The 18,911-nt window shown below is 72.3% G+C and carries 19 protein-coding genes; 9 read left to right on the top strand and 10 right to left on the bottom strand.

Going from position 1 to position 18,911, the window contains the following annotated elements; genetic code table 11:
- Nucleotides 1–5 precede the first annotated feature (5 nt).
- Nucleotides 6–632, top strand: a complete 627-nt coding sequence (locus HCC30_RS10760; protein WP_169442195.1) for a precorrin-8X methylmutase — start codon at nucleotides 6–8, stop codon at nucleotides 630–632.
- The gene (locus HCC30_RS10765; RefSeq protein ID WP_169442196.1) at nucleotides 629–2,224 is read left to right on the top strand and encodes a precorrin-2 C(20)-methyltransferase; all 1,596 of its coding nucleotides are present in this window, start codon (nucleotides 629–631) and stop codon (nucleotides 2,222–2,224) included. The genes HCC30_RS10760 and HCC30_RS10765 overlap by 4 nt, the downstream gene beginning before the upstream one ends.
- A gap of 51 nt (nucleotides 2,225–2,275) precedes the next feature.
- On the opposite strand, the gene HCC30_RS10770 is transcribed toward HCC30_RS10765, so the two are convergent.
- On the bottom strand, nucleotides 2,276–2,482 hold the full coding sequence (locus tag HCC30_RS10770) for a hypothetical protein (RefSeq protein ID WP_169442197.1): 207 nt from the start codon (nucleotides 2,480–2,482) through the stop codon (nucleotides 2,276–2,278).
- Nucleotides 2,483–2,796: 314 nt separating this feature from the next.
- Here HCC30_RS10770 and HCC30_RS10775 point away from each other — a divergent pair, with 314 nt between their 5' ends.
- Nucleotides 2,797–3,345: a hypothetical protein gene (locus tag HCC30_RS10775; RefSeq protein ID WP_169442198.1), complete on the top strand. Its 549-nt coding sequence runs from the start codon at nucleotides 2,797–2,799 to the stop codon at nucleotides 3,343–3,345.
- 200 nt (nucleotides 3,346–3,545) lie between these two features.
- On the opposite strand, the gene HCC30_RS10780 is transcribed toward HCC30_RS10775, so the two are convergent.
- The 5 genes from HCC30_RS10780 to map form a co-directional block, all read right to left on the bottom strand.
- Nucleotides 3,546–4,676 (bottom strand): methyltransferase domain-containing protein, encoded by a 1,131-nt coding sequence (locus tag HCC30_RS10780; protein ID WP_169442275.1) that lies wholly within the window; start codon nucleotides 4,674–4,676, stop codon nucleotides 3,546–3,548.
- Nucleotides 4,677–5,252: 576 nt separating this feature from the next.
- Entirely contained in the window at nucleotides 5,253–5,618 is a 366-nt protein-coding gene (locus HCC30_RS10785; RefSeq protein ID WP_240979460.1) for a hypothetical protein, read from the bottom strand.
- Nucleotides 5,619–5,629: 11 nt separating this feature from the next.
- The gene (locus HCC30_RS10790; RefSeq protein ID WP_169442200.1) at nucleotides 5,630–6,115 is read right to left on the bottom strand and encodes a hypothetical protein; all 486 of its coding nucleotides are present in this window, start codon (nucleotides 6,113–6,115) and stop codon (nucleotides 5,630–5,632) included.
- Between the two features lie 95 nt (nucleotides 6,116–6,210).
- The gene (locus HCC30_RS10795) at nucleotides 6,211–7,413 is read right to left on the bottom strand and encodes a helix-turn-helix transcriptional regulator (protein WP_169442201.1); all 1,203 of its coding nucleotides are present in this window, start codon (nucleotides 7,411–7,413) and stop codon (nucleotides 6,211–6,213) included.
- Nucleotides 7,414–7,499: 86 nt separating this feature from the next.
- On the bottom strand, nucleotides 7,500–8,285 hold the full coding sequence (gene map / locus HCC30_RS10800; RefSeq protein WP_169442202.1) for a type I methionyl aminopeptidase: 786 nt from the start codon (nucleotides 8,283–8,285) through the stop codon (nucleotides 7,500–7,502).
- Between the two features lie 62 nt (nucleotides 8,286–8,347).
- Between map and HCC30_RS10805 the strand changes: the two genes are divergently transcribed.
- The 3 genes from HCC30_RS10805 (at nucleotide 8,348) to HCC30_RS10815 (ending at nucleotide 11,674) form a co-directional block, all read left to right on the top strand.
- Nucleotides 8,348–8,632 (top strand): helix-turn-helix transcriptional regulator, encoded by a 285-nt coding sequence (locus HCC30_RS10805; RefSeq protein ID WP_169442203.1) that lies wholly within the window; start codon nucleotides 8,348–8,350, stop codon nucleotides 8,630–8,632.
- A gap of 121 nt (nucleotides 8,633–8,753) precedes the next feature.
- Nucleotides 8,754–10,715, top strand: a complete 1,962-nt coding sequence (locus HCC30_RS10810; RefSeq protein ID WP_240979461.1) for a TIGR04222 domain-containing membrane protein — start codon at nucleotides 8,754–8,756, stop codon at nucleotides 10,713–10,715.
- Nucleotides 10,716–10,915: 200 nt separating this feature from the next.
- On the top strand, nucleotides 10,916–11,674 hold the full coding sequence (locus HCC30_RS10815) for a methyltransferase domain-containing protein (RefSeq protein ID WP_169442205.1): 759 nt from the start codon (nucleotides 10,916–10,918) through the stop codon (nucleotides 11,672–11,674).
- Here the strand turns inward: HCC30_RS10815 and HCC30_RS10820 are convergent.
- Complete coding sequence (locus tag HCC30_RS10820; RefSeq protein WP_206323680.1) at nucleotides 11,671–12,192, bottom strand: hypothetical protein; 522 nt, start codon at nucleotides 12,190–12,192, stop codon at nucleotides 11,671–11,673. The genes HCC30_RS10815 and HCC30_RS10820 overlap by 4 nt on opposite strands.
- 103 nt (nucleotides 12,193–12,295) lie before the next feature.
- The gene (locus tag HCC30_RS10825; protein ID WP_169442207.1) at nucleotides 12,296–13,063 is read right to left on the bottom strand and encodes a cobalt-precorrin-6A reductase; all 768 of its coding nucleotides are present in this window, start codon (nucleotides 13,061–13,063) and stop codon (nucleotides 12,296–12,298) included.
- A 20-nt stretch (nucleotides 13,064–13,083) separates the two neighbouring features.
- Here HCC30_RS10825 and HCC30_RS10830 point away from each other — a divergent pair, with 20 nt between their 5' ends.
- The gene (locus HCC30_RS10830) at nucleotides 13,084–14,232 is read left to right on the top strand and encodes a cobalt-precorrin-5B (C(1))-methyltransferase (protein ID WP_346776576.1); all 1,149 of its coding nucleotides are present in this window, start codon (nucleotides 13,084–13,086) and stop codon (nucleotides 14,230–14,232) included.
- Between the two features lie 180 nt (nucleotides 14,233–14,412).
- Nucleotides 14,413–15,540, top strand: coding sequence for a hypothetical protein (locus tag HCC30_RS10835; RefSeq protein ID WP_169442208.1), 1,128 nt, complete (start codon nucleotides 14,413–14,415; stop codon nucleotides 15,538–15,540).
- Between the two features lie 49 nt (nucleotides 15,541–15,589).
- On the opposite strand, the gene cobM is transcribed toward HCC30_RS10835, so the two are convergent.
- The gene (cobM, locus tag HCC30_RS10840) at nucleotides 15,590–16,363 is read right to left on the bottom strand and encodes a precorrin-4 C(11)-methyltransferase (RefSeq protein WP_169442209.1); all 774 of its coding nucleotides are present in this window, start codon (nucleotides 16,361–16,363) and stop codon (nucleotides 15,590–15,592) included.
- Nucleotides 16,360–17,634, bottom strand: coding sequence for a precorrin-6y C5,15-methyltransferase (decarboxylating) subunit CbiE (gene cbiE / locus HCC30_RS10845; protein ID WP_346776577.1), 1,275 nt, complete (start codon nucleotides 17,632–17,634; stop codon nucleotides 16,360–16,362). Before cbiE ends, cobM begins: the two co-directional genes overlap by 4 nt.
- Nucleotides 17,635–17,782: 148 nt before the next feature.
- On the opposite strand from cbiE, the gene tsaD reads away from it, so the two are divergent.
- Nucleotides 17,783–18,892 (top strand): tRNA (adenosine(37)-N6)-threonylcarbamoyltransferase complex transferase subunit TsaD, encoded by a 1,110-nt coding sequence (tsaD, locus tag HCC30_RS10850; protein ID WP_169442211.1) that lies wholly within the window; start codon nucleotides 17,783–17,785, stop codon nucleotides 18,890–18,892.
- Nucleotides 18,893–18,911: the final 19 nt, after the last annotated feature.

The raw sequence follows: 18,911 nt of genomic DNA on the forward strand, positions 1-18,911 counted from the left end.
GCACAGTGTTCGAGTACGAGAAGGACGGCGCGGAGATCTACCGCCAGTCCTTTGCCACCATCCGGGCCGAGGCGGATCTGGCGGACCTGCCCGCCGACGTCAGCAAGGTGGCGGTCCGCATGATCCACTCCTGCGGGATGGTCGACCTCGTCCGCGACCTCGCCTACACCCCCGAGGTCGTCTCCCGCGCCCGGAAGGCGCTGCACGACGGCGCCCCGGTGCTGTGCGACGTCGCGATGGTCGCGAGCGGGGTGACGCGCAAGCGGCTGCCCGCCGACAACGAGATCATCTGCACCCTGTCCGAGCCCGGGGTCCCGGACCTGGCACGGGAGTTGGGCAACACCCGCACCGCCGCCGCGCTCGAACTGTGGCGGGACCGGCTGGAGGGCGCCGTCGTCGCCGTCGGCAACGCGCCGACCGCGCTGTTCCGGCTGCTGGAGATGATCGAGCAGGGCGCCCCGCGCCCTGCCGCCGTCATCGGCGTACCGGTCGGCTTCATCGGCGCGGCCGAGTCCAAGGACGCGCTGGCCGACTCGCCCCTGGGTCTGGAGCACCTGGTCGTGCGCGGGCGGCGCGGAGGCAGCGCCCTCGCCGTGGCCGCGATCAACGCGATAGCGAGTGAGGCGGAATGAGCGAGCAGCACAGCCGTCCCGCGCCCGGCCGCCTGTACGGCGTCGGCCTGGGCCCGGGCGACCCGGAGCTGATGACGGTGCGGGCCGTGCGGACCATCGCGGAGGCCGACGTCGTCGCCTACCACCGCGCGGCGCACCGGAGTTCGATCGCCCGCTCGATCGCCGCCGAGCACCTGCGGGACGACCACATCGAGGAGCCGCTGGTCTACCCGGTGACGACGGGCACGACCGACCATCCGGGCGGCTACCAGGGCGCCATGGACGAGTTCTACGAGGAGTCGGCCGCCCGGCTGGCCGCGCACCTGGACGCGGGCCGCACCGTCGCGGTCATCTCCGAGGGCGACCCGCTCTTCTACGGCTCCTACCAGCACATGCACAAGCGCCTCGCGCACCGGTACGAGGCCGAGGTCATCCCCGGCGTCACCTCGGTCAGCGCGGCCTCGGCCCGGCTGGGCAAGCCGCTGGTGGAGGCCGACGAGGTGCTGACGGTGCTGCCCGGCACGCTCCCCGAGGAGGAGCTGACGGCGCGGCTGGCGGCCACGGACTCCGCCGTGGTGATGAAGCTGGGCCGTACCTTCCCCAACGTCCGCCGCGCCGCCGAGCGTTCGGGCCGGCTGGCGGAGACGTACTACGTCGAGCGGGCCACGATGAGCGGCGAGCGCACCGGCACCCTCGCGGAGGCGGACGCGGACGCGGTGCCGTACTTCTCCGTCGCCGTCCTGCCGAGCCGCGTCGCAGGGCTGACGGGCGGGCCCGGGGCGGTGTCCGCATCCGGCTCGGAATCCGAGCCCGGCTCCGGCTCCGGCTCCGGCTCCGGCTCCGGCTCCGGTGAGGTCGTCGTCGTCGGGACCGGTCCCGCGGGCCCGCTGTGGCTCACGCCCGAGACGCGCGGTGAACTGGCCGCCGCGCAGGACCTCGTGGGCTACACCACCTATCTCGACCGCGTCCCGGTGCGGCCGGGCCAGCGGCGGCACGGGTCGGACAACAAGGTCGAGTCCGAGCGCGCCGAACTGGCGCTGGACCTGGCCAGGCGCGGGCGCCGGGTCGCCGTCGTCTCCGGTGGCGACCCCGGTGTCTTCGCGATGGCGACGGCGGTGCTGGAGGTCGCCTGCGAGGAGCCGTACAGCAAGGTCCCGGTGCGGGTGCTGCCCGGCGTCACGGCCGCGAACGCGGCGGCGGCCCGCGCGGGCGCCCCGCTCGGCCACGACTACGCGGTGATCTCCCTCTCCGACCGGCTCAAGTCCTGGGAGACGGTGGCCGAACGGCTGTCGGCGGCCGCCTCGGCCGACCTCGCCCTCGCGCTGTACAACCCCGGCTCCCGCAGCCGCACCTGGCAGGTCGGCAAGGCCCGCGAGGTGCTGCTGGAGCACCGCGCCCCGGACACCCCCGTGGTGCTGGCGCGGGACGTCGGCGGCCCGGGCGAGCGGGTCCGTACCGTCCGCCTCGCCGAGCTGGAGCCGGACGAGGTCGACATGCGGACGATCCTGCTCATCGGCTCGTCCCAGACCCAGGCCGTTCCCCGGGAAGCCGCCCCGGACGCCCCCGTGGTGTGGACTCCCCGCCGGTACCCGGCCCCGTCCCCCGAGGCGTGACGCGCGCGGCCTCCGGGACCCGCGGGTCCCGGAGGCCGACGCCGTACGGACTCAGCCGCCGACGGGACCCAGCGGGATGTCCGAGACGGTGAGGCTGACGGACTTCACGGAGCCGTCGGTCAGCACCGGCACCCCGTTCGGGCCCGGCACGAACTCGGCCTTCAGGCCCTCCACGGAGCCGCCGACCGAGAGGCCGCCCACGACGTCGTCGAGCTCGTCGTCGGCTATCTCGCAGGTCTCGATACCGGAATCGCTCATACTGATCAGCGTCCTTCGCTAGAGGCGGATGGCACGGAGCACGCCGGACCTCCGCACACGGCGGTGTTCCCCGGCCGAGCCGCGCCGTGCGCCAGACTTGCCCTCCCCCGCCCGCCCCGGCGCCCCGTTCACCCACCTTCCACGCGCCCACACCCAACCTCTCGATCCGGAACCGGGGGCTCCTGCCCGGCACCGACGTCAAGCGGGGACCGCCGCGTTCACCGTTTCGACCGGTACGGGCCCCGAACAGGAGATTTCTCCGCGCACCGGGGCAGATCCCTCACCGCATCCGAGACCGACCGTGAGGGAACCCCGTGACAGACGCCCGGACCGTCAACGCCTTCTTCAGCCTCCAGATCCCGACCGCGCTGGAGGACGGCATGATCCCGCTGCAACAGCAGCACCGCACCCTCGAACCGCAGCAGCGCGAGGAGATCCACATCACGCTCGCCTTCCTCGCCGGTGCCGACGCCCCGAAGCTGGCCGACGCCGCCGCGCTGACCAGCGGCAGGACCTGGCCGCTCCCCCGGATCAGCTTCACCGGCGAGGTACGGCACGGCAGTTGGACCCGCGACCCGGCGTACCACTACGACGAGAACACCGTGCAGCAGGGCGAGCAGATCCGCCTGGGCGTCGAACCCGTGCCGGAACTCCTCGGCATCTACTCGGAGCTGACGGGGAACCTCGGCATCACGGAGGACGGCTACTGGCCGCACGTCACGCTCGGCGTGGCCCGCGAGAACTTCCCCGCCGCCGCCCTGCGCGACCTCCCCGTCCCCACCGGCGGCGGCCCGGCCCGCAGCCTGGACCTCCGCCAGGCGGGCGGCGACTTCCGCGTACTGGTCCGCCGGGGGCTGGGGTAGGGGGGCCAACTTCGTGGCTGCGCCTGGGTGTTCGCGCTCCGGTGCAGGCCGCGCCCGGCCGGCGGGCGGAGGGCCGGGGCGCGGCCCGAGTCCGGCGCCGATCGGACCGTCGTCTCCTGAGCGCGGGCAGTCAGTTGGGCTCCGGGCGACCGGCCGGCCTCGCGGCCCTGTTCGCGAGCGCCCGGCGAAGGCCAGCGGCCCTACGGCACCCGTACCGGTACCGGGTTGTCCGGGCTGTCGAGCCACACGTGCTGGCCGCGCGGCGTGACCGTCAGCCCGTACCGCTCGAACCGGGGCTCGCCCTTCTCCCGCCACCAGGACATGACGGCCTCGGCCTCACTCCACAGACGGCGCGGCCCGTACTCGGCGACCTCGAACTCGGTACGCGCGGGCACGTAGTCGGCCCTCGCCCACGACGTGCGGCCCGTGTCGAGCAGCCACAGCCGGTACGCGCCCTTCTCACACCGCTCGACGCGACAGAACAGGTCCGGCACCTGCACACCGAGCGTGAACATGTGGTGCCAGTCGCCCATGTCGTCCGGCGAGAGGGCCGTGGTGCGGCGCGACGCCGGGCTCGGCCGGTTCGCCACTCCCGGGAACGCGTCCGTCGGCGGGAAGGTGTCCCGCTGGTCGCGCAGCCGCATGAACGCCGAGGACATCACGAACGGGCCCATGGCGACGCCGTCTTCGCCGACCCTGAGCCGGGCGACCGCCTGCCCGCCGTAGGGCGGGCCCCACGGGGCGACGATCACGGCACCTTCCGCGGCTTGCTCGACCCATGCGTACGGCACGGTGGAGATCCCGCACGTGGCGATGACGCGGTCGTACGGGGCGCCGTCCGGACAGCCCTGCGCGCCGTCGCCGACGACGGTCAACGGGTTGAGGCCGGCCGCGGCGAGGCGTCGCCGCGCTTCCTCGGCGACAGCCGGGTCGACCTCGACCGTCACGACGTTTTCCGGGCCGAGCCGGTACGCGAGCAGGGCCGCGTTCCAGCCCGTGCCGGTCCCGACCTCCAACACTCGGTGGCCGCGCTCGACGCCCAGCGCGTCGAGCATCGAAAACACCATCTTCGGCATGGAGTTGGACGAGGTCGGGGACCGGCCCTTGTCCGTGCCCGGGTGCGCGCCGTCGTCCCATTGCGTCGTGAGCGGAACGTCGCTGTAGACCCTCTCCCACCACCGCGCCGGGTCCGTGTTCCGGTCGATCACCTCGCCCTGGCGGTTGCCGCCCGCCGTTCCCGGCCACAGCCGGTCGGGCACGAACGCGTCACGCGGCACCGCGCGATACGCGGGCATCCAAGCCGACGTGAGGGCACCCTTGTCCCGCAGCACGGAGGCCAGCCCTCCCGGGCCGGCCTCGTTCGCGCCGGGCATCTCCGCGGTCACCTACTCACCGTCCGCCGGGCCCTGGCCGTCGCTCGTGTTACCGCCCTCGTCGGAACCGCCGCCCCCGTGCTTGTTGCCCGAGTCGCTGTCATCCTGCGGATTTCCGCCTTCCGCCCGCGTCATCCGCGGAAATGCGTCCACGGTCTACCTCCTGATCGGTGGTGCTCGGATGGTGCTTGAAGAAATCCGCCTCGGGCGCGGCCGAGGCGGAGCCTACGCGGGCGCCGCCCCGCAGACGCCCGATGCGCAGCGGGACACCGGGCACGCACAGTGCCCGCCGCAAGCGCCGGTGTGGGAGGGGCTGTTGCTCCGGCACGGGCTCACCGGCTCGCCGTCGGGCGCGCTCGGCCTCGGTCCAATGGAGCTGTTCCACCCGGAAGATGCACCAGTGACAGGCGCGGAATACGACGGTGACGCCGTGCGCCTCCATCGTCCCCAGGCACGCCACGGGCAGGTTCGTCCGCTCGCAGCGATGGCAGGAACCGCGACGGAAATCGAACCCGGCCCACAGTTCCAACGGCCCTACTCCCACGGCGCACCCCCACGTACCCCGCAGGGCAAGGGAGCGCCGCCCACCAGGGGCAGGAAGTCGACCGGCCGGGCCGTCCACACGAACCGTGCCACGCCGCACGAGACGGAGAACGCGAACGGCTCGCCGCGCGCGAGGCCGGCCTCTGCCTCGCGCGGGTCCGAACCGAGCCAGTCGAAGACGTACGACGAGGCCGGTTCGTCGAGGGCTGACGCGATGACGCCGAGGCCGGCCCGCGCCCAGCGCAGCGCGTTCGACGGTGCGCCGACCGGGCACGCTTGCATGCGGCGCGGCGCGGGCGCGCTCGGGTCGGACACCCACCACTCGCACCAGTACCCGGCGGTGATCTTCCCCGGCATGACCGGCCCCGTCAGCATGACGTGTGCGGCCGGATCCGGTCGGAGTCCATGACGTGCAGGAAGCCGCCCGCCTTCTCGACGCCGCGCGCGACCTCGTCGTACTCCTGCGGAATGGTCGAGATCATCGAGCGCCAGGGCGTGAGGACCGCGCCCGCTTCCTGCTGCTCGACCAACTCGACGGCGCGGGCGAGTCCTTCACGTCCCTCCGGGGAGAGTAAGCCGACGCGGTCCTCGACCACCTCGGCGATCTCCCAGCCGAACGCCGCGGCGTACTCGGCGCACTCCTCGCGCGGTCCGGCGATGTCGGCGTTCGCCGCGGCGCACAGGTAGAGCACGACGCGGAAGCGGTCGACCTTGGACGCGTGGTCCGGTACGGGGCCCTCGCCCGGCACGTGGCCGGCCGCGTGGTCCGCGAGGGCCTGCCGCCGACTCTTCTCACCTGCGGTTCTGCGGGCCGGAGTCGGCCCCTTCTTGAGTCCTTGCTCGGTGCTGGCCATGCGCACATCGTGTCGCGACGACCACGCATAGTGAAGAGACGGGCCGTAGGGCTGCGCCAGGTTGAGTCGCCGTCAACTCCTACGGCCCGTAGGCGTCACGCGACCAGGGGGACGCCGATCACTTCGCTGATGCTCCGCACCCGCGCCGTCGACACCTTCGCGATCCGCTGCCCGATGACGCCGGGCAACGCCTGATGCTTGACCCACTCCGGCGCGTCGAGACCGACCTCGATCAGCGTGTCACCGGCCTTGTCGTACAGCCCCGCCGAGCACTGCGCGAGGGCGACGTCGAGCTTGTAGCGGTTGCGGGCGAGCTTGGGCATGGACCGGGGAAGACGCGTGTGCGCAGCCAGTTGGAGCGCCTTTCCGTGGTTTCCGAGCGCCACGGCGATACCCACGGCCTCGGTGTTCGCGAACGTAGGGCCGAAATGCGTGCCGTACGCCGTCTCATCGCGGCCGAGCCGCGCTGCCGCCGCGTGAGCCTGCGACAGGTAGTCGTCCGCGGATGTGGCATCACCCCGGCGCGAGGCTGCCACGGCCGCCGCGATCATCAGCCGTCCGTACATGAGGAGTTGAGGGCGCGGCGACTTGCTGAACGAGGGTTCGATACGCGAAGCCGCACGCTCCGCGACGGCAACCGCTTGCGGCACCTTCGCGCTCCGCAGGTGAATCCACGACAGCGTGGAATCCGTGACCGCGGCCAGCAGAGCATCACCGGAAGCGCCTTCCACGTACCGTGCGGAGGTGAGGGCGCTCAGCGCCAGATCACGTTGCCCGAGCAGCATCGCGGTCGACGAGGCGAACTGGTAGGCGCTGGCGAGGAGCGCACCGAGTCGCTCGCGTTCGCACCCCACCGCCTGGACGTAGCGGGCACTCCCTTCGAGTACCACCTTGGCGGTGAGTTCGCTCAGTTCCACGAAGTCGCCCCGCCAGTAGGCCGCGCACATACCGTCATGAGCGCTCGACAGTTCGCTGACCGTACTCGGCTCCTCAACGCCTTCCCACCCACCGAGCGCACTGTCGTGCACCGCGTCGGAAAGCCGCCGGACAGCGGTCCGGGTATCCCTGCTCATCCCCCGCCGCGGCGCCTGCTGGCCCAGGATCACGCCCACGTCCGTGCGGAGCGCGGCGGCGAGCTTGAGCAGGGAGCCGACGGACAGTTCGCCGCGGTCCTGCTCGGCCTTCTGGATCAGGGCGTACGAGACGCCCGCCGCTTCGGCCAGGCCCTGTTGTGTCAGGTCGGTGCCCCGTAGGGCCTTGATGCGCTTACCGGTCGTCAGATCAGCCCAGTTGCTCACGTGTGCACCTCAGCGGGTTCGGGCGTGGTGGCGTCACGTCCGATGGTAGGGCGGCGGGCAGTCCGGCGGCACGTGTCCGGCGCCGCTCAACTGCCCGCCCGCTTCGGCAGAGTGAGGATCTCCGCCCCCTCCTCCGTGACGGCGATGGTGTGTTCGGAGTGGGCCGTGCGGCAGCCGGTGGCGCTGCGGAGGGTCCAGCCGTCGGGGTCGGTGACGAGTTCGGCGGTGTCGGCCATGACCCAGGGTTCCAGGGCCAGGAGGAGGCCGGGGCGGAGCCGGTAACCGCGGCCCGGGCGGCCGGTGTTGGGGACGTGCGGGTCCTGGTGCATGGTCGAACCGATGCCGTGGCCGCCGAACTCGGTGTTGACCGCGTACCCCGCCTCGCCGAGGACGGTGCCGATGGCGTGCGAGAGGTCGCCGATGCGGGCCCCGGGGCGGGCGGCGGCGATGCCGGCGGCGAGGGCGCGTTCGGTCGCGTCGATCATGGCGACGCTCTCCGGGGGCTTCGAGGTGCCGACGAGGAAGCTGACGGCGGCGTCGGCGGCGATGCCGCGCAGGGAGACGGCGAGGTCGAGGGTGAGCAGGTCGCCGTCGGCGAGCGTGCGGTCGTGCGGGCGGCCGTGCAGGACGGCGTCGTTGACGCCGGTGCAGATGTAGTGGGCGAACGGGCCGCGGCCGAAGGACGGTTCGTAGTCGACGTAGCAGGACTGCGCCCCGGCCTCGGCGATCATCTCCTTCGCCCACCGGTCGATGTCCAGCAGGTTCGTGCCGACCGCGGTCCGGGCCCTGAGCGTCCGCAGGATGTCGCCGACGAGGGCGCCGGCGTCTCTCGCCCGGCCCAGGAGGGCGGGGTGGTTGAGGATCTCGATCATGCCCAATAACTATACCGGTCAAAAATTACCGGTCAAACTGTACCGGTACTAGAATCGGCCGCATGGTCCGACTGCCGCTCACCCCCGAAGAGGTCGCCCGCGGACAGCGCCTCGGCGCGCTCCTGCGACAGGCCAGAGGCGAGCGCTCGATGCTCGACGTCGCGCTCGACGCCCGCGTCTCGCCGGAGACCCTCCGGAAGATCGAGTCGGGCCGCGTGGCCACCCCGGCCTTCCCGACCATCGCGGCGATCTCCGACGTCCTCGGCCTCTCGCTCGACGCGGTGTGGACCGAGATCAGCCGCCCGGTACCCGAGGAAGAGACCGACCGGGAGCGGGTCGCCTCCTGAGTCCCCGTCCTGCGGGACGCATGCTGATCTTCGGGCATAAAGTTCTGCATTGTCTTATCGCGTTCGCGTTGAAATGACCGTTGACAGAGCAGCAGCCGAACCCTACTGAATGAGATCTTCAATGTGGGTGTACCTAGGATTACAGTTGCTTCTGGCCAGTGCCGCGATAACAGTACGAGTAGCAGCGTACTTCCGGACACAGTCCAGAAAACCCGTCCCAGCACCCCACCCACAACGCCTGGGTCCCTACGACGTCGCGATGCTGCTCGGAAACTCCGGCCGTGTCGTCGAGACCGCACTCACCTACCTGGTTGATTCGGGCGCGGTAGGCGTTCACCCCGGCCGTGACCCCGAGCTCCAGCCGAGGCAGGATGCTCATCAGCGCGCCCGGGACCCTGTGCAGCGTCAGGTACTCGATCTCATTCCGCACAGCCGGAACCTGCACCTGCTCACCTTTGCTTTCGCGCGAACCGATGTCGCCGGGCACCTGCGGTCCAGGATGGCTTCATACGGGCTCATGGTCGTCCATCGGCGGCACATGGTCGTCACATGGCTGATACGCGCCCTATTCGTGCTCCCGCTGATCGCAACGGCGACCTTCGTCGGACTGGAGCATACGTCGGGCAATGTTCTCTTTGCCATGTTGCTGGGCCACCTGTTTGTCACCATCATTCCCATGCTTCTGTGCGAGGGCACACTTCCACTCAACGTCACCCGCTCCGGAAAGGCGCTGAGGAAGGCAATCGAGAACGCGCTGGACGAACAAGACTCTGAGCATGACGTTTCCGCTGAGGACGCGGGGAAGGCCGGCGGGATCGTTTTCTCATATGCGGAGGAGCGGTCCGCCGAGGACTTGCCGAAGGCCGGCGAGACCGTTTTCTCGCATGCGGAGGAGTGGGGCCTCGAACCCGAATGGTTCGGTTCAGCCGCCGGCCTCGTTCCCTTCCTTGGCCTGGACGGTTACCTCGGCGAGCAGGGCGAGCGCATCACATTCCAGCATTATGACCACCTGACGAGCGGAATCATACGGACACCACAGGGGCAGAACCGACGTCTCGGGCTGGCCTACAGGTCATTGGGGGTGATCTGCACCCTGTTCGGCGTGTATTTCGGCTTGAGCCTTTTCCACAGTATTATGCATTTCCTGCTGGCCTGGATTCTCATCTCGGTGGGCGTACGCCTGACACGGCTGGGGAGGAAACACCGGACGCCGGTACACCAGGCCCCGGCAAGGCCTCAGCAATTTTACGCCGGAAGCCGGCCTCCCGTTCTGTACCTTCGTTCTTTTGATCACGATGCTCTGCTGGAAACACCGGGCCCAAAGATCAGGTCAGCACTTTTCGGAGCTCGCACGTCATACGTCGAGGAACTCGCCACCGCGGTTCGCCCGTTCGGCAATATGGTCGCGATCGGCAATCCAGCTGATTCGCTCCCCGGGTTGGGCCCTTCTCACATCTACGTGCCACCGCAGCTCGAACCAGAAAGGGTGCACGGACAGCTCGCGCTATGGCAGTCGGAAGTACTGAGGCTCGTGCACTCCTCTTCGCTCGTTCTGATATCGGCGGGACACGGCAACGGGCTGCGCTGGGAATTCGAGCAGGTGACCTCGCTCGTGTCGCCCCAGAGGCTGGTCGTCCTCGTGCCGCTCAGCCGCGCTGGTTACCAGCGATTTCGAGCACAAACCAGTGCGTACTTCTGGCTGGGACTGCCCGATGACCCACGAAAGAAGGACACGTATTCCCGGGAAGGGCGGGAACAGATCCACGGCCTGATCTACTTCGAGCAGGACTGGACGCCGCATTTCGTTCCGTTCAAAGAGCGCCCGTTGGCCCAGTTGCACCTCGGCCGAGTCGCCGTTCGTCCCAGCATGCGCAAGATGCGAAATCGGCTCATTCACGCGATGTACCCGGTGTTCCGGGGCAATCGAGCCCACTGGCAAGGCCTCCAGGTCGCCGTCCCCTTCGGAAAAACCAGCAGGCATCGAGTCGCGCCCGGCGCGTCTTGGGCGTCCACTGCATTCCTGCTCGTGGTTGCGGCTGCTTTTTCTTTGCCACTTCTGGCCTGGCTCGGAATCCTGCGCTAATAGGTCAATGCTCCATCAGCGGGATCTACCGGCTGAAGGAACGTCCTGACCGACCCCGGTACGCAGGCCGCGCCGTGGCCGGGCGTGCACCGCTCGACAGACAGGCCACGGAACGATCCAAGTCCCCGCCCCCCGCCCGCCGTTGGGGCCCGGTGCGTTTCCGGGCCCGTGCCCCGGCCCGCGCGGCTACGCTGCGGCGCATGGACACGGACCGAGCGACCGACGCGCCACAGGACTCCGACCGGCCCCGCCTGAACGACTACGAGAGCTTCGCCGCCGCCTACTCGGCGGAGAACGAGAACAACCTCGTCAACGGGTACTACGCGCGCCCCGCGATGGTCCGCCTCGCGGGGGACGTGGCGGGCCGCCGCGTGCTGGACGCCGGGTGCGGCTCCGGGCCGCTGACCGCCGCGCTGCGCGAGCGCGGGGCGCACGTCACCGGCGTCGACGTCAGCCCCGCGATGCTGGAGCTGGCGCGGCGGCGCCTCGGCGAGGACGCCGACCTGCACCTGGCGGACCTGGCCGGCCGACTGCCGTTCGCGGACGGCGCGTTCGACGTCGTCGTCTCCTCGCTGGTGCTGCACTACCTGGAGGACTGGGGGCCGACGCTGGCCGAGCTGCGGCGCGTGCTCGGGCCCGGCGGGCGGCTGGTGGCCTCGGTGGACCACCCCTTCGTGGCGTACACCCTCCAGGACCCGCGGCCGGACTACTTCGCGTCCACCAGCTACACCTTCGACTGGTCGTTCGACGGACGGCTCCACCCGATGCGGTTCTGGCGGAAGCCGCTGCACGCCATGACCGAGGCCTTCACCGCGGCGGGCTTCCGGATCACCGCCCTCAGCGAGCCGCAGCCCGAACCGGCGGCGCGCGAACTGTTCCCCGAGGAGTTCGCGACCCTCTCGACGAGCACCTGCTTCCTGTTCTTCGTCGTCCAGGTACCCGAGGAGGACGGGGACTAGCCGGCCCACTCCCGCAGCAGCCGCTCCCGCTCCGCCTGGCGCGGCGTCCCGCCCTCGTGGGCGCGGCCCCACTCCGCCATCGCGGCCAGCGTCGTCTCCATCGTCGCGGCGCCCTCGGTGAGGCGGGCCAGGAGGGCGAGGGAGAGGTCCGCCTCGGCCTTGGGGTAGCCGACCGCAGCGGCCGCGTACGCCCCCGACTCCTGTTCGCCGTCGGGCCCTTGGACCCGCACCGTCATCAGCGGCGGGGCGTCCTCGGTGTGCGCGTACGCCCCGGGGAGGACCAGGCTCCCCACCGTGCCGAGCGCGAGGTCCTTGACCACTCCGGCCTGCCGTACGAGGGACTTCAGGGGGACGTCCGTCACCGTCAGAGCCGTCACGTCCTCCCACAGGCGGAGGCCGGACTGCGCCTCGCCGAGGGACACCACGCCCTCGCCGGTCAGCCGCACCCCCGGAGCCGCCCCGGCCGGCTTCGCGCCCACGTACACATCGCCCTCGGCGATCCAGAACAGGCCCACCATGGCCACGGTTCGCTCATTTCCCCCGACGGCCGCGCCGTCGTGTCACATGTCAAAAGATCAGGTCGAAGGCCGCAACGCGCGGCGCACCCGGGAGGTTCCCGCCTCAGCCCAGCCGCTCCCGCACCCACTCCAGCGCGCTCCCCGGGTCCGGGGCGACGGGGACGCCGTCGGGCGTCGCGGGGCGGCGGACGACGAGGACGGGGACGCCCGCCTCGCGCGCGGCCGTGAGCTTGGGCGCCGTCGCCGCGGCGCCGCTGTCCTTGGTGACGACGACGTCGACGCGGTGCCGCCGGATCAGCTCCCGCTCCCCGTCCAGCGTGAACGGGCCCCGGTCCAGCACGGTCTCCATCCGCGGCGGGTGCGGCGGCTCGGGCGGGTCGACGGAGCGGACGAGGAACCACAGCGCGTCCAGGTGCGCGAAGGAGGCGAGGCCCATGCGGCCGGTGGTGAGGAAGACCCGCTCGCCGAGTCCGGGCAGCAGGCGGGCCGCGTCGTCCAGCGAGTCCGCGTGCGTCCACCGGTCGCCGTCCGACGGGACCCACCCGGGCCTGCGCAGGGCGAGCAGGGGAACATGGACGGCGGCAGCGGCCTCGGCCGCGCTGAAACTGATCGTTCCGGCGAAAGGATGGGTGGCGTCGATGAGTGCGGCGACCCGCTGTTCGCGCAGCCACCGCGCCATACCCTCGGGGCCGCCGAAGCCTCCGACCCGCACCTCGCCCACGGGCAGCCGCGGCCGCGCCACGCGCCCGGCCAGCGAGGTCGTCACGCGCAGCCACGGCATGCTCTCCGCCAGCCGCGCCGCGAGGTCCCTGGCCTCGCTCGTACCGCCCAGGACGAGCACGTGCGGGACTGCTGTGTCCGTGGAGGCCATGGGTTTCCTGGAGTCCTTCCGTGACTGAGTCCACATCCGCCGGCACCGCCGTGAGCGGCGGCCGCAGCGCCCAACTCAAGCACACCGGCCTGCGGCCCGGATGGACGACCGGCGCCTGCGCGACGGCCGCCGCCACCGCCGCCTACACGGCCCTGCTGACCGGCGACTTCCCCGACCCGGTGACGGTCACCCTGCCCAAGGGCCACACCCCGTCCTTCGCGCTGGCCGTCGAGGAACTGACCGCGGACGCGGCGACCGCGGGCGTGGTGAAGGACGCGGGCGACGACCCGGACGTCACGCACGGCGTGCTGATCCGGGCGACGGTACGGGAGGCCGCGCCGGGCAGCGGCGTCGTCTTCCGCGCGGGCCCGGGCGTCGGCACGGTCACCCGCCCCGGGCTGCCGCTGGACGTGGGCGAACCCGCGGTCAACCCCGTGCCCCGGCAGCTGATCCGGGAGCACCTGGCCCGGGTGGCGGCCGAGCACGGCGGCAGCGGCGACGTGGAGGTCACGATCGGCGCGGACGGCGGCGAGGAGATCGCCCGCAGCACCTGGAACCCGCGCCTGGGCATCCTCGGCGGCCTCTCGGTGCTGGGCACGACCGGCGTGGTCGTCCCGTACTCCTGCTCGGCCTGGATCGACTCGATCCGGCGCGGCGTGGACGTGGCACGCGCCGCCGGACGCACCCACGTCGCGGGCTGCACGGGCTCCACCTCGGAGCGGACGGTCGTCGCCGAGTACGGCCTGCCGGAGGACGCGCTGCTGGACATGGGCGACTTCGCGGGCGCGGTGCTCAAGTACGTACGCCGCCACCCCGTCGAACGGCTCACCGTCTGCGGCGGGTTCGCGAAGCTGTCGAAGCTGGCGGCCGGACACCTGGACCTGCACTCGGCGCGCTCCCAGGTCGACAAGAGCCACCTCGCCGAACTGGCCCGCGAGGGCGGCGCCGACGAACGCCTCGCCACCGCCGTCGCCGAGGCCAACACCGGCCTCGCCGCCCTCCACCTCTGCACCGAAGCCGGCGTCCCCCTCGGCGACCTCGTCGCCACCCACGCCCGCGACCAGTCCCTCACCGTCCTCCGCGGCGCCCCCGTCACCGTCGACGTCCTCTGCATCGACCGCGCGGGCAACGTCGTGGGGCGGTCGGAGGTGAGGGGGGCGCGGGGCTGAGGGGTTCGCGGGACAGCCAACTCCCCTGTCACTCCTGCCGGTTGGCCGGATCCCATCCCCTCGGAAACCCCTTCCGAGTGATCACGGAGCGAGCCCCGGCTCCTCGGTGATCACGCCGGGCATACTACCCACCGAAAGCATTTACGTGCTTACGGTGACGAACGAGCCCAGGGGAGGGACGTGTTCAGGTCCGGACGGGACAACGTCAGCTCAGTTGCCATGCTGCACAGCTCCATACTGGACAAACTGCAGGGGCTGACGAGTTCGTTCCACGAGAACCTTCAGGAACTCCGCCAGTCCTCCGAGACTGCGCAGCGGCAGACCCGAGAAGAGACGAAGTCCGAACTCGCCAAGCTGCGCAAGGACTTCACGCAGACCCACAACCGCGTGACGACCGTCGAAACCCGCACAGCGGACACGGTCGACAACCTCCTCCGCCTCCACCGCAAGGTGGACGCGCTGTCAGCGGCCTTGAGTTCGGCGGCGAGCGATCTCAGCCGTCTGCGGCACGAAGCACAGGCGCCGTCAGAGGCGCCGGTGCCCGCACCCACCGGGAGCGGCGGCGCAGTGGGTGGCCGGACCGCGGCCGAGCACGCCACGGCTCCGGCCGGAACGCCCACGGAAACCGGTCCGGTGACGGACAAGCCCTTCGTGCCCTCGCCGCGCACGACGCCGGAGCAGAGTCCGGCGGAACAGCGCCCCGATACGACCGGCTCGACCGTGAAGGACCCCGCAGTGCACACACCCCAGGAACCGGCCGAACCCTCTCGCGAGGGCCAGGAGAACCACGTCCCGTCGGGCGAGGAGGTCGAGTACCGGGCGCTGCTCCTGCGCGCGGCAGGCATCTCCTCCGGCGCGGTGATCTGTCACCGCGACACGTGGGACTTCCTCGTCGCCCGCGCCTCGGGCCACGCACACTTCCGTCCACCCCGGGAGGTCACCGACCACGGCCAGGGGCGGGTCCGTGCCGTACTGTCCGGGCGAAGTCTCATCGCCGCCCTGAGCACCCTGCGCGAGACTCGCCTCGCACACGGACGTGAACTCCCCGCCGTGGACGGCGCCGACGCGGACTGGGCCCTGGCCGAGACCCTCTACCGGCGACTGCGCGACGGCATCCACGGAGCGGGAACCTCGGGTCCGCGCCCCCTCACGATCACCTTCGACGACGGGGTCCCCGAAGAGGGCGCCGACGACGGCACCCCGGGGCACGGGGAGGAATACCGGGCCGGCGGAGGGCACGAGGACGGCATGGAATCCCGAGGAGACGGCGAGTCCGGGGAGCCCGGGACGGCGGGTTCCGGCTCCTGACCCCCTGAGCGGAGCCGGACTCACCCCCGCTCAGCGGCCCTCGGCCCCCTCAGCCCGCGCTCGCCTCCACCGAGCAATCCCCCTCCCGGTCCCTCCCCGTCGAGTAGAGGTGGCTGTCGCGGAAGTGTTCTGCGGCGAGGGTCTGGCCCACGAGGATGACGGCGGTGCGGCGGATGCCGGCTTCCTTCACCTGGTGGGCGATGGTGTCGAGGGTGCCGCGGAGGACGAGTTCGTCGGGGCGGCTGGCCATGGCGACGACGGCGGCGGGGCAGTCGGCGCCGTAGTGCGGGAGGAGTTCGGCGACCAGGCGGTCGGCGTACTGGGCCGCCAGGTGCAGGACGAGCAGGGCGCGGCTGCGGCCGAGGGTGGCGAGGTCCTCGCCCTCGGGCATGGGGGTGGCGCGCTGCGCGAGGCGGGTGAGGACGACGGTCTGGCCGACGGTGGGCACCGTCAGCTCCCGCTTGAGCGCGGCGGCCGCGGCCGCGAACGCCGGTACGCCGGGGACGACTTCGTAGTCGATCCCGGCCGCGTCGAGCCGTCGCATCTGTTCGGCGACGGCGCTGAAGACGGACGGGTCGCCGGAGTGCAGCCGGGCGACGTCGTGGCCCTCGCGGTCGGCGCGGACGAGTTCCTCGGTGATCCGGTCGAGGTCGAGCCTGGCCGTGTCGATCAGGCGCGCGTCGGGCGGGCACTCGGCGAGGAGTTCGCGGGGCACGAGGCTGCCCGCGTAGAGGCAGACGCCGCAGCGGGCGAGCGTCCGCACGCCCCGCACCGTCATCAGATCGGCGGCTCCGGGGCCCGCGCCGATGAAGTACACCGTCATGCTCGACTGGCTCCTGTCGTCGCTTGCTGTACGGGTCCGCGGGTGACGGACCACTGGGTGACGGGCATGGCCTGGCGCCAGCCCGTGAAGCCGCCGACGGGCGCGGCGTGCGAGACGGCGATCCGGACGAGGTCGCCGCCGTGGGCGCGGTGCCAGGAGGCGAGCAGCGCCTCGGATTCGAGGGTCACGGTGTTGGCGACCAGCCGTCCGCCCTCGGGGAGCGCCTCCCAGCAGCGTTCCAGCATGCCGGGGACGGTGAGGCCGCCGCCGATGAACACCGCGTCAGGCGTGGGCAGTTCGTCCAGCGCGCCGGGTGCCGCACCCTGGACGACGCGGAGGCCGGGGACGCCGAGCCGGTCCGCGTTCCCGGCGATGCGCTCGGCCCGTACGGGGTCGCGTTCGACGGTGAGGGCGCGGCAGGTGCGGTGGGTGCGCATCCACTCGATGGCGATGGAGCCGGAGCCGCCGCCGACGTCCCAGAGGAGTTCGCCGGGCGCGGGCGCGAGCGCGGCGAGGGTGACGGCGCGGACGTGCCGCTTGGTGAGCTGCCCGTCGTGCTCGTACGCCTCGTCGGGCTGGCCGGGGACGGCGGAGAGACGGGTCGCGCCGGGTGCGCGGCGGCATTCGAGGGCGACGAGGTTGAGCGCGGCGCCGGGCGGCTGCCGCCAGTCGTCGGCGGTGCCGGGCTCGCCCAACCGCTCGTCGGGGCCGCCGAGTTGTTCGAGCACCCGCATCCGGGTCGGCCCGAAGCCGCGCTCGCGGAGCAGCGCGGCCACCTCGGCCGGGGTGCCGGACCCGGCGCTGAGCACCAGCAGCCGCCGCCCGTCGTGCAGCGCGGCGGTGAGCCGGGCGAGGGGGCGGCCGACGAGGGTGACGGTCTCGGTGTCCTCGACGGGCCAGCCGAGCCGGGCGCAGGCGTGGCTGACGGAGGAGGGGTGCGGCAGGGCGCGGAGCGCGCCGGAGGGGACGTCGAGCTCCTCGGCGAGGGCGCGGCCGATGCCGTGGAAGAAGGGGTCGCCGCTGGCGAGCACGGCCACCCGCCGTCCGGCGTGCTCGGCGAGCAGCCGGGGGACGGCGGGGCGCAGCGGGGTGGGCCAGGGGGTGCGGGCGCCCGCGCACTCGGGGGGCAGCAGCGCCAACTGCCGCCCGCCGCCGATCAGGACGTCCGCTTCACGGAGTGCCGTGCGGGAGGCGGCGGGGAGCCCGTCCCAGCCGTCGGCTCCGATACCGACGACGGTCACGGCCGGTGCTGCGGCTGCTGCGGAGTTCACGGGCCAGGTACCTCGACGTCGGGACGGGACGGGACGGCACTCTACTGCCCGGCCTCCCCGCCGCCGGAGGCCGGTCTCGCCCTCCCGGCTTGTTGCATACACTTTGCAACTGCGGAACATCAGCAGGAAGCGAGACGGGAGCGGTGCGATGACGGTCGTGCTGGGGATCGAGTCGTCCTGCGACGAGACCGGGGTCGGGCTCGTGCGGGACGGGCGGCTGCTGGGCCAGGCGCTGGCGTCGAGCATGGACGAGCACGCGCGTTTCGGCGGCGTCGTCCCCGAGATCGCGGCCCGCGCGCACGTGCAGGCGATCCGGCAGGTCGTCCACAGCGCCCTGGACGACGCGGGGCTGCGTCCGGCGGACGTCGGCGCCGTCGCGGTGACGACGGGGCCCGGGCTCGCGGGCGCGCTCCAGGTGGGCCTGGCCGCGGCGAAGGGGCTGGCGTACGCGCTGGACGTCCCGCTGCACGGCGTGCATCACCTGGCCGGGCACGTGGCGGCGGACACCCTGGAGCACGGGCCGCTGCCGGACCCGTGCATGGTGCTGATCGTCTCCGGCGGGCACACCTCGCTGCTGCACGTCACGGATCTGGCGCGGGAGCCGGTCGCCCATCTCGGCGACACCCTGGACGACGCGGCGGGCGAGTGCTTCGACAAGGTCGCGCGGGTCTTCGGGCTGCCGTACCCGGGCGGGCCCGCCGTCGACCGGGCCGCGCGGGACGGCGATCCGCGCGCGGTCGCCTTCCCGCGTCCGCTGACCGGGCCCCGGGACGAGCGGTACGGCTTCTCCTTCTCGGGGCTGAAGACGGCGGCGGCCCGGTGGGCCGAGCGGCACCGGGCCGAGGGTGTGCCGCTGCCGGTCGCGGACGGCGCGGCGAGTCTCCAGGAGGCGGTCGCCGACGTGCTCACCCGCAAGGCCGTCGCCGCCTGCCGGGACCGCGGGGTGGGCACCCTCGTCGTGGTCGGCGGGGTCGCGGCGAACTCGCGGGTGCGGGCGCTGGCCGAGGAGCGCTGCCGGGCCGCCGGGATCACGCTGCGCGTGCCGCCGCCGCGGCTGTGCACCGACAACGGGGCGATGATCGCGGCCGTCGGCGACCTGCTGGTTCGCGCCGGGGCGGAGCCCGCGCCGTGGGACGTCTCGGTGGACCCGTCGGCCCCGCTCGGGTACGCGGCCCTGCACCCGCGCGGGCGGGGTGCGGGCGCGGCGGCCGCCGGAAACGCGGCTGCGGTCCCGGCGGGTGCGGGCGCATCATCGTAAGCACCCGCCGACGCCGGAT

The sequence above is a fragment of the Streptomyces sp. HNM0574 genome (assembly GCF_012726235.1).
Lineage (GTDB): Bacteria > Actinomycetota > Actinomycetes > Streptomycetales > Streptomycetaceae > Streptomyces.

What these genes read in the sequence shown, in the direction of transcription:
- HCC30_RS10765 (WP_169442196.1), top strand. Translation starts at nt 629, where the DNA reads ATGAGCGAGCAGCACAGCCGTCCCGCGCCCGGCCGCCTGTACGGCGTC.
- HCC30_RS10770 (WP_169442197.1), bottom strand. Translation starts at nt 2,482, where the DNA reads ATGAGCGATTCCGGTATCGAGACCTGCGAGATAGCCGACGACGAGCTC.
- HCC30_RS10785 (WP_240979460.1), bottom strand. Translation starts at nt 5,618, where the DNA reads ATGCCGGGGAAGATCACCGCCGGGTACTGGTGCGAGTGGTGGGTGTCC.
- HCC30_RS10790 (WP_169442200.1), bottom strand. Translation starts at nt 6,115, where the DNA reads ATGGCCAGCACCGAGCAAGGACTCAAGAAGGGGCCGACTCCGGCCCGC.
- map (WP_169442202.1), bottom strand. Translation starts at nt 8,285, where the DNA reads ATGATCGAGATCCTCAACCACCCCGCCCTCCTGGGCCGGGCGAGAGAC.
- HCC30_RS10805 (WP_169442203.1), top strand. Translation starts at nt 8,348, where the DNA reads ATGGTCCGACTGCCGCTCACCCCCGAAGAGGTCGCCCGCGGACAGCGC.
- HCC30_RS10810 (WP_240979461.1), top strand. Translation starts at nt 8,754, where the DNA reads ATGTGGGTGTACCTAGGATTACAGTTGCTTCTGGCCAGTGCCGCGATA.
- HCC30_RS10815 (WP_169442205.1), top strand. Translation starts at nt 10,916, where the DNA reads ATGGACACGGACCGAGCGACCGACGCGCCACAGGACTCCGACCGGCCC.
- HCC30_RS10820 (WP_206323680.1), bottom strand. Translation starts at nt 12,192, where the DNA reads ATGGTGGGCCTGTTCTGGATCGCCGAGGGCGATGTGTACGTGGGCGCG.
- HCC30_RS10825 (WP_169442207.1), bottom strand. Translation starts at nt 13,063, where the DNA reads ATGGCCTCCACGGACACAGCAGTCCCGCACGTGCTCGTCCTGGGCGGT.
- cobM (WP_169442209.1), bottom strand. Translation starts at nt 16,363, where the DNA reads ATGACGGTGTACTTCATCGGCGCGGGCCCCGGAGCCGCCGATCTGATG.
- tsaD (WP_169442211.1), top strand. Translation starts at nt 17,783, where the DNA reads ATGACGGTCGTGCTGGGGATCGAGTCGTCCTGCGACGAGACCGGGGTC.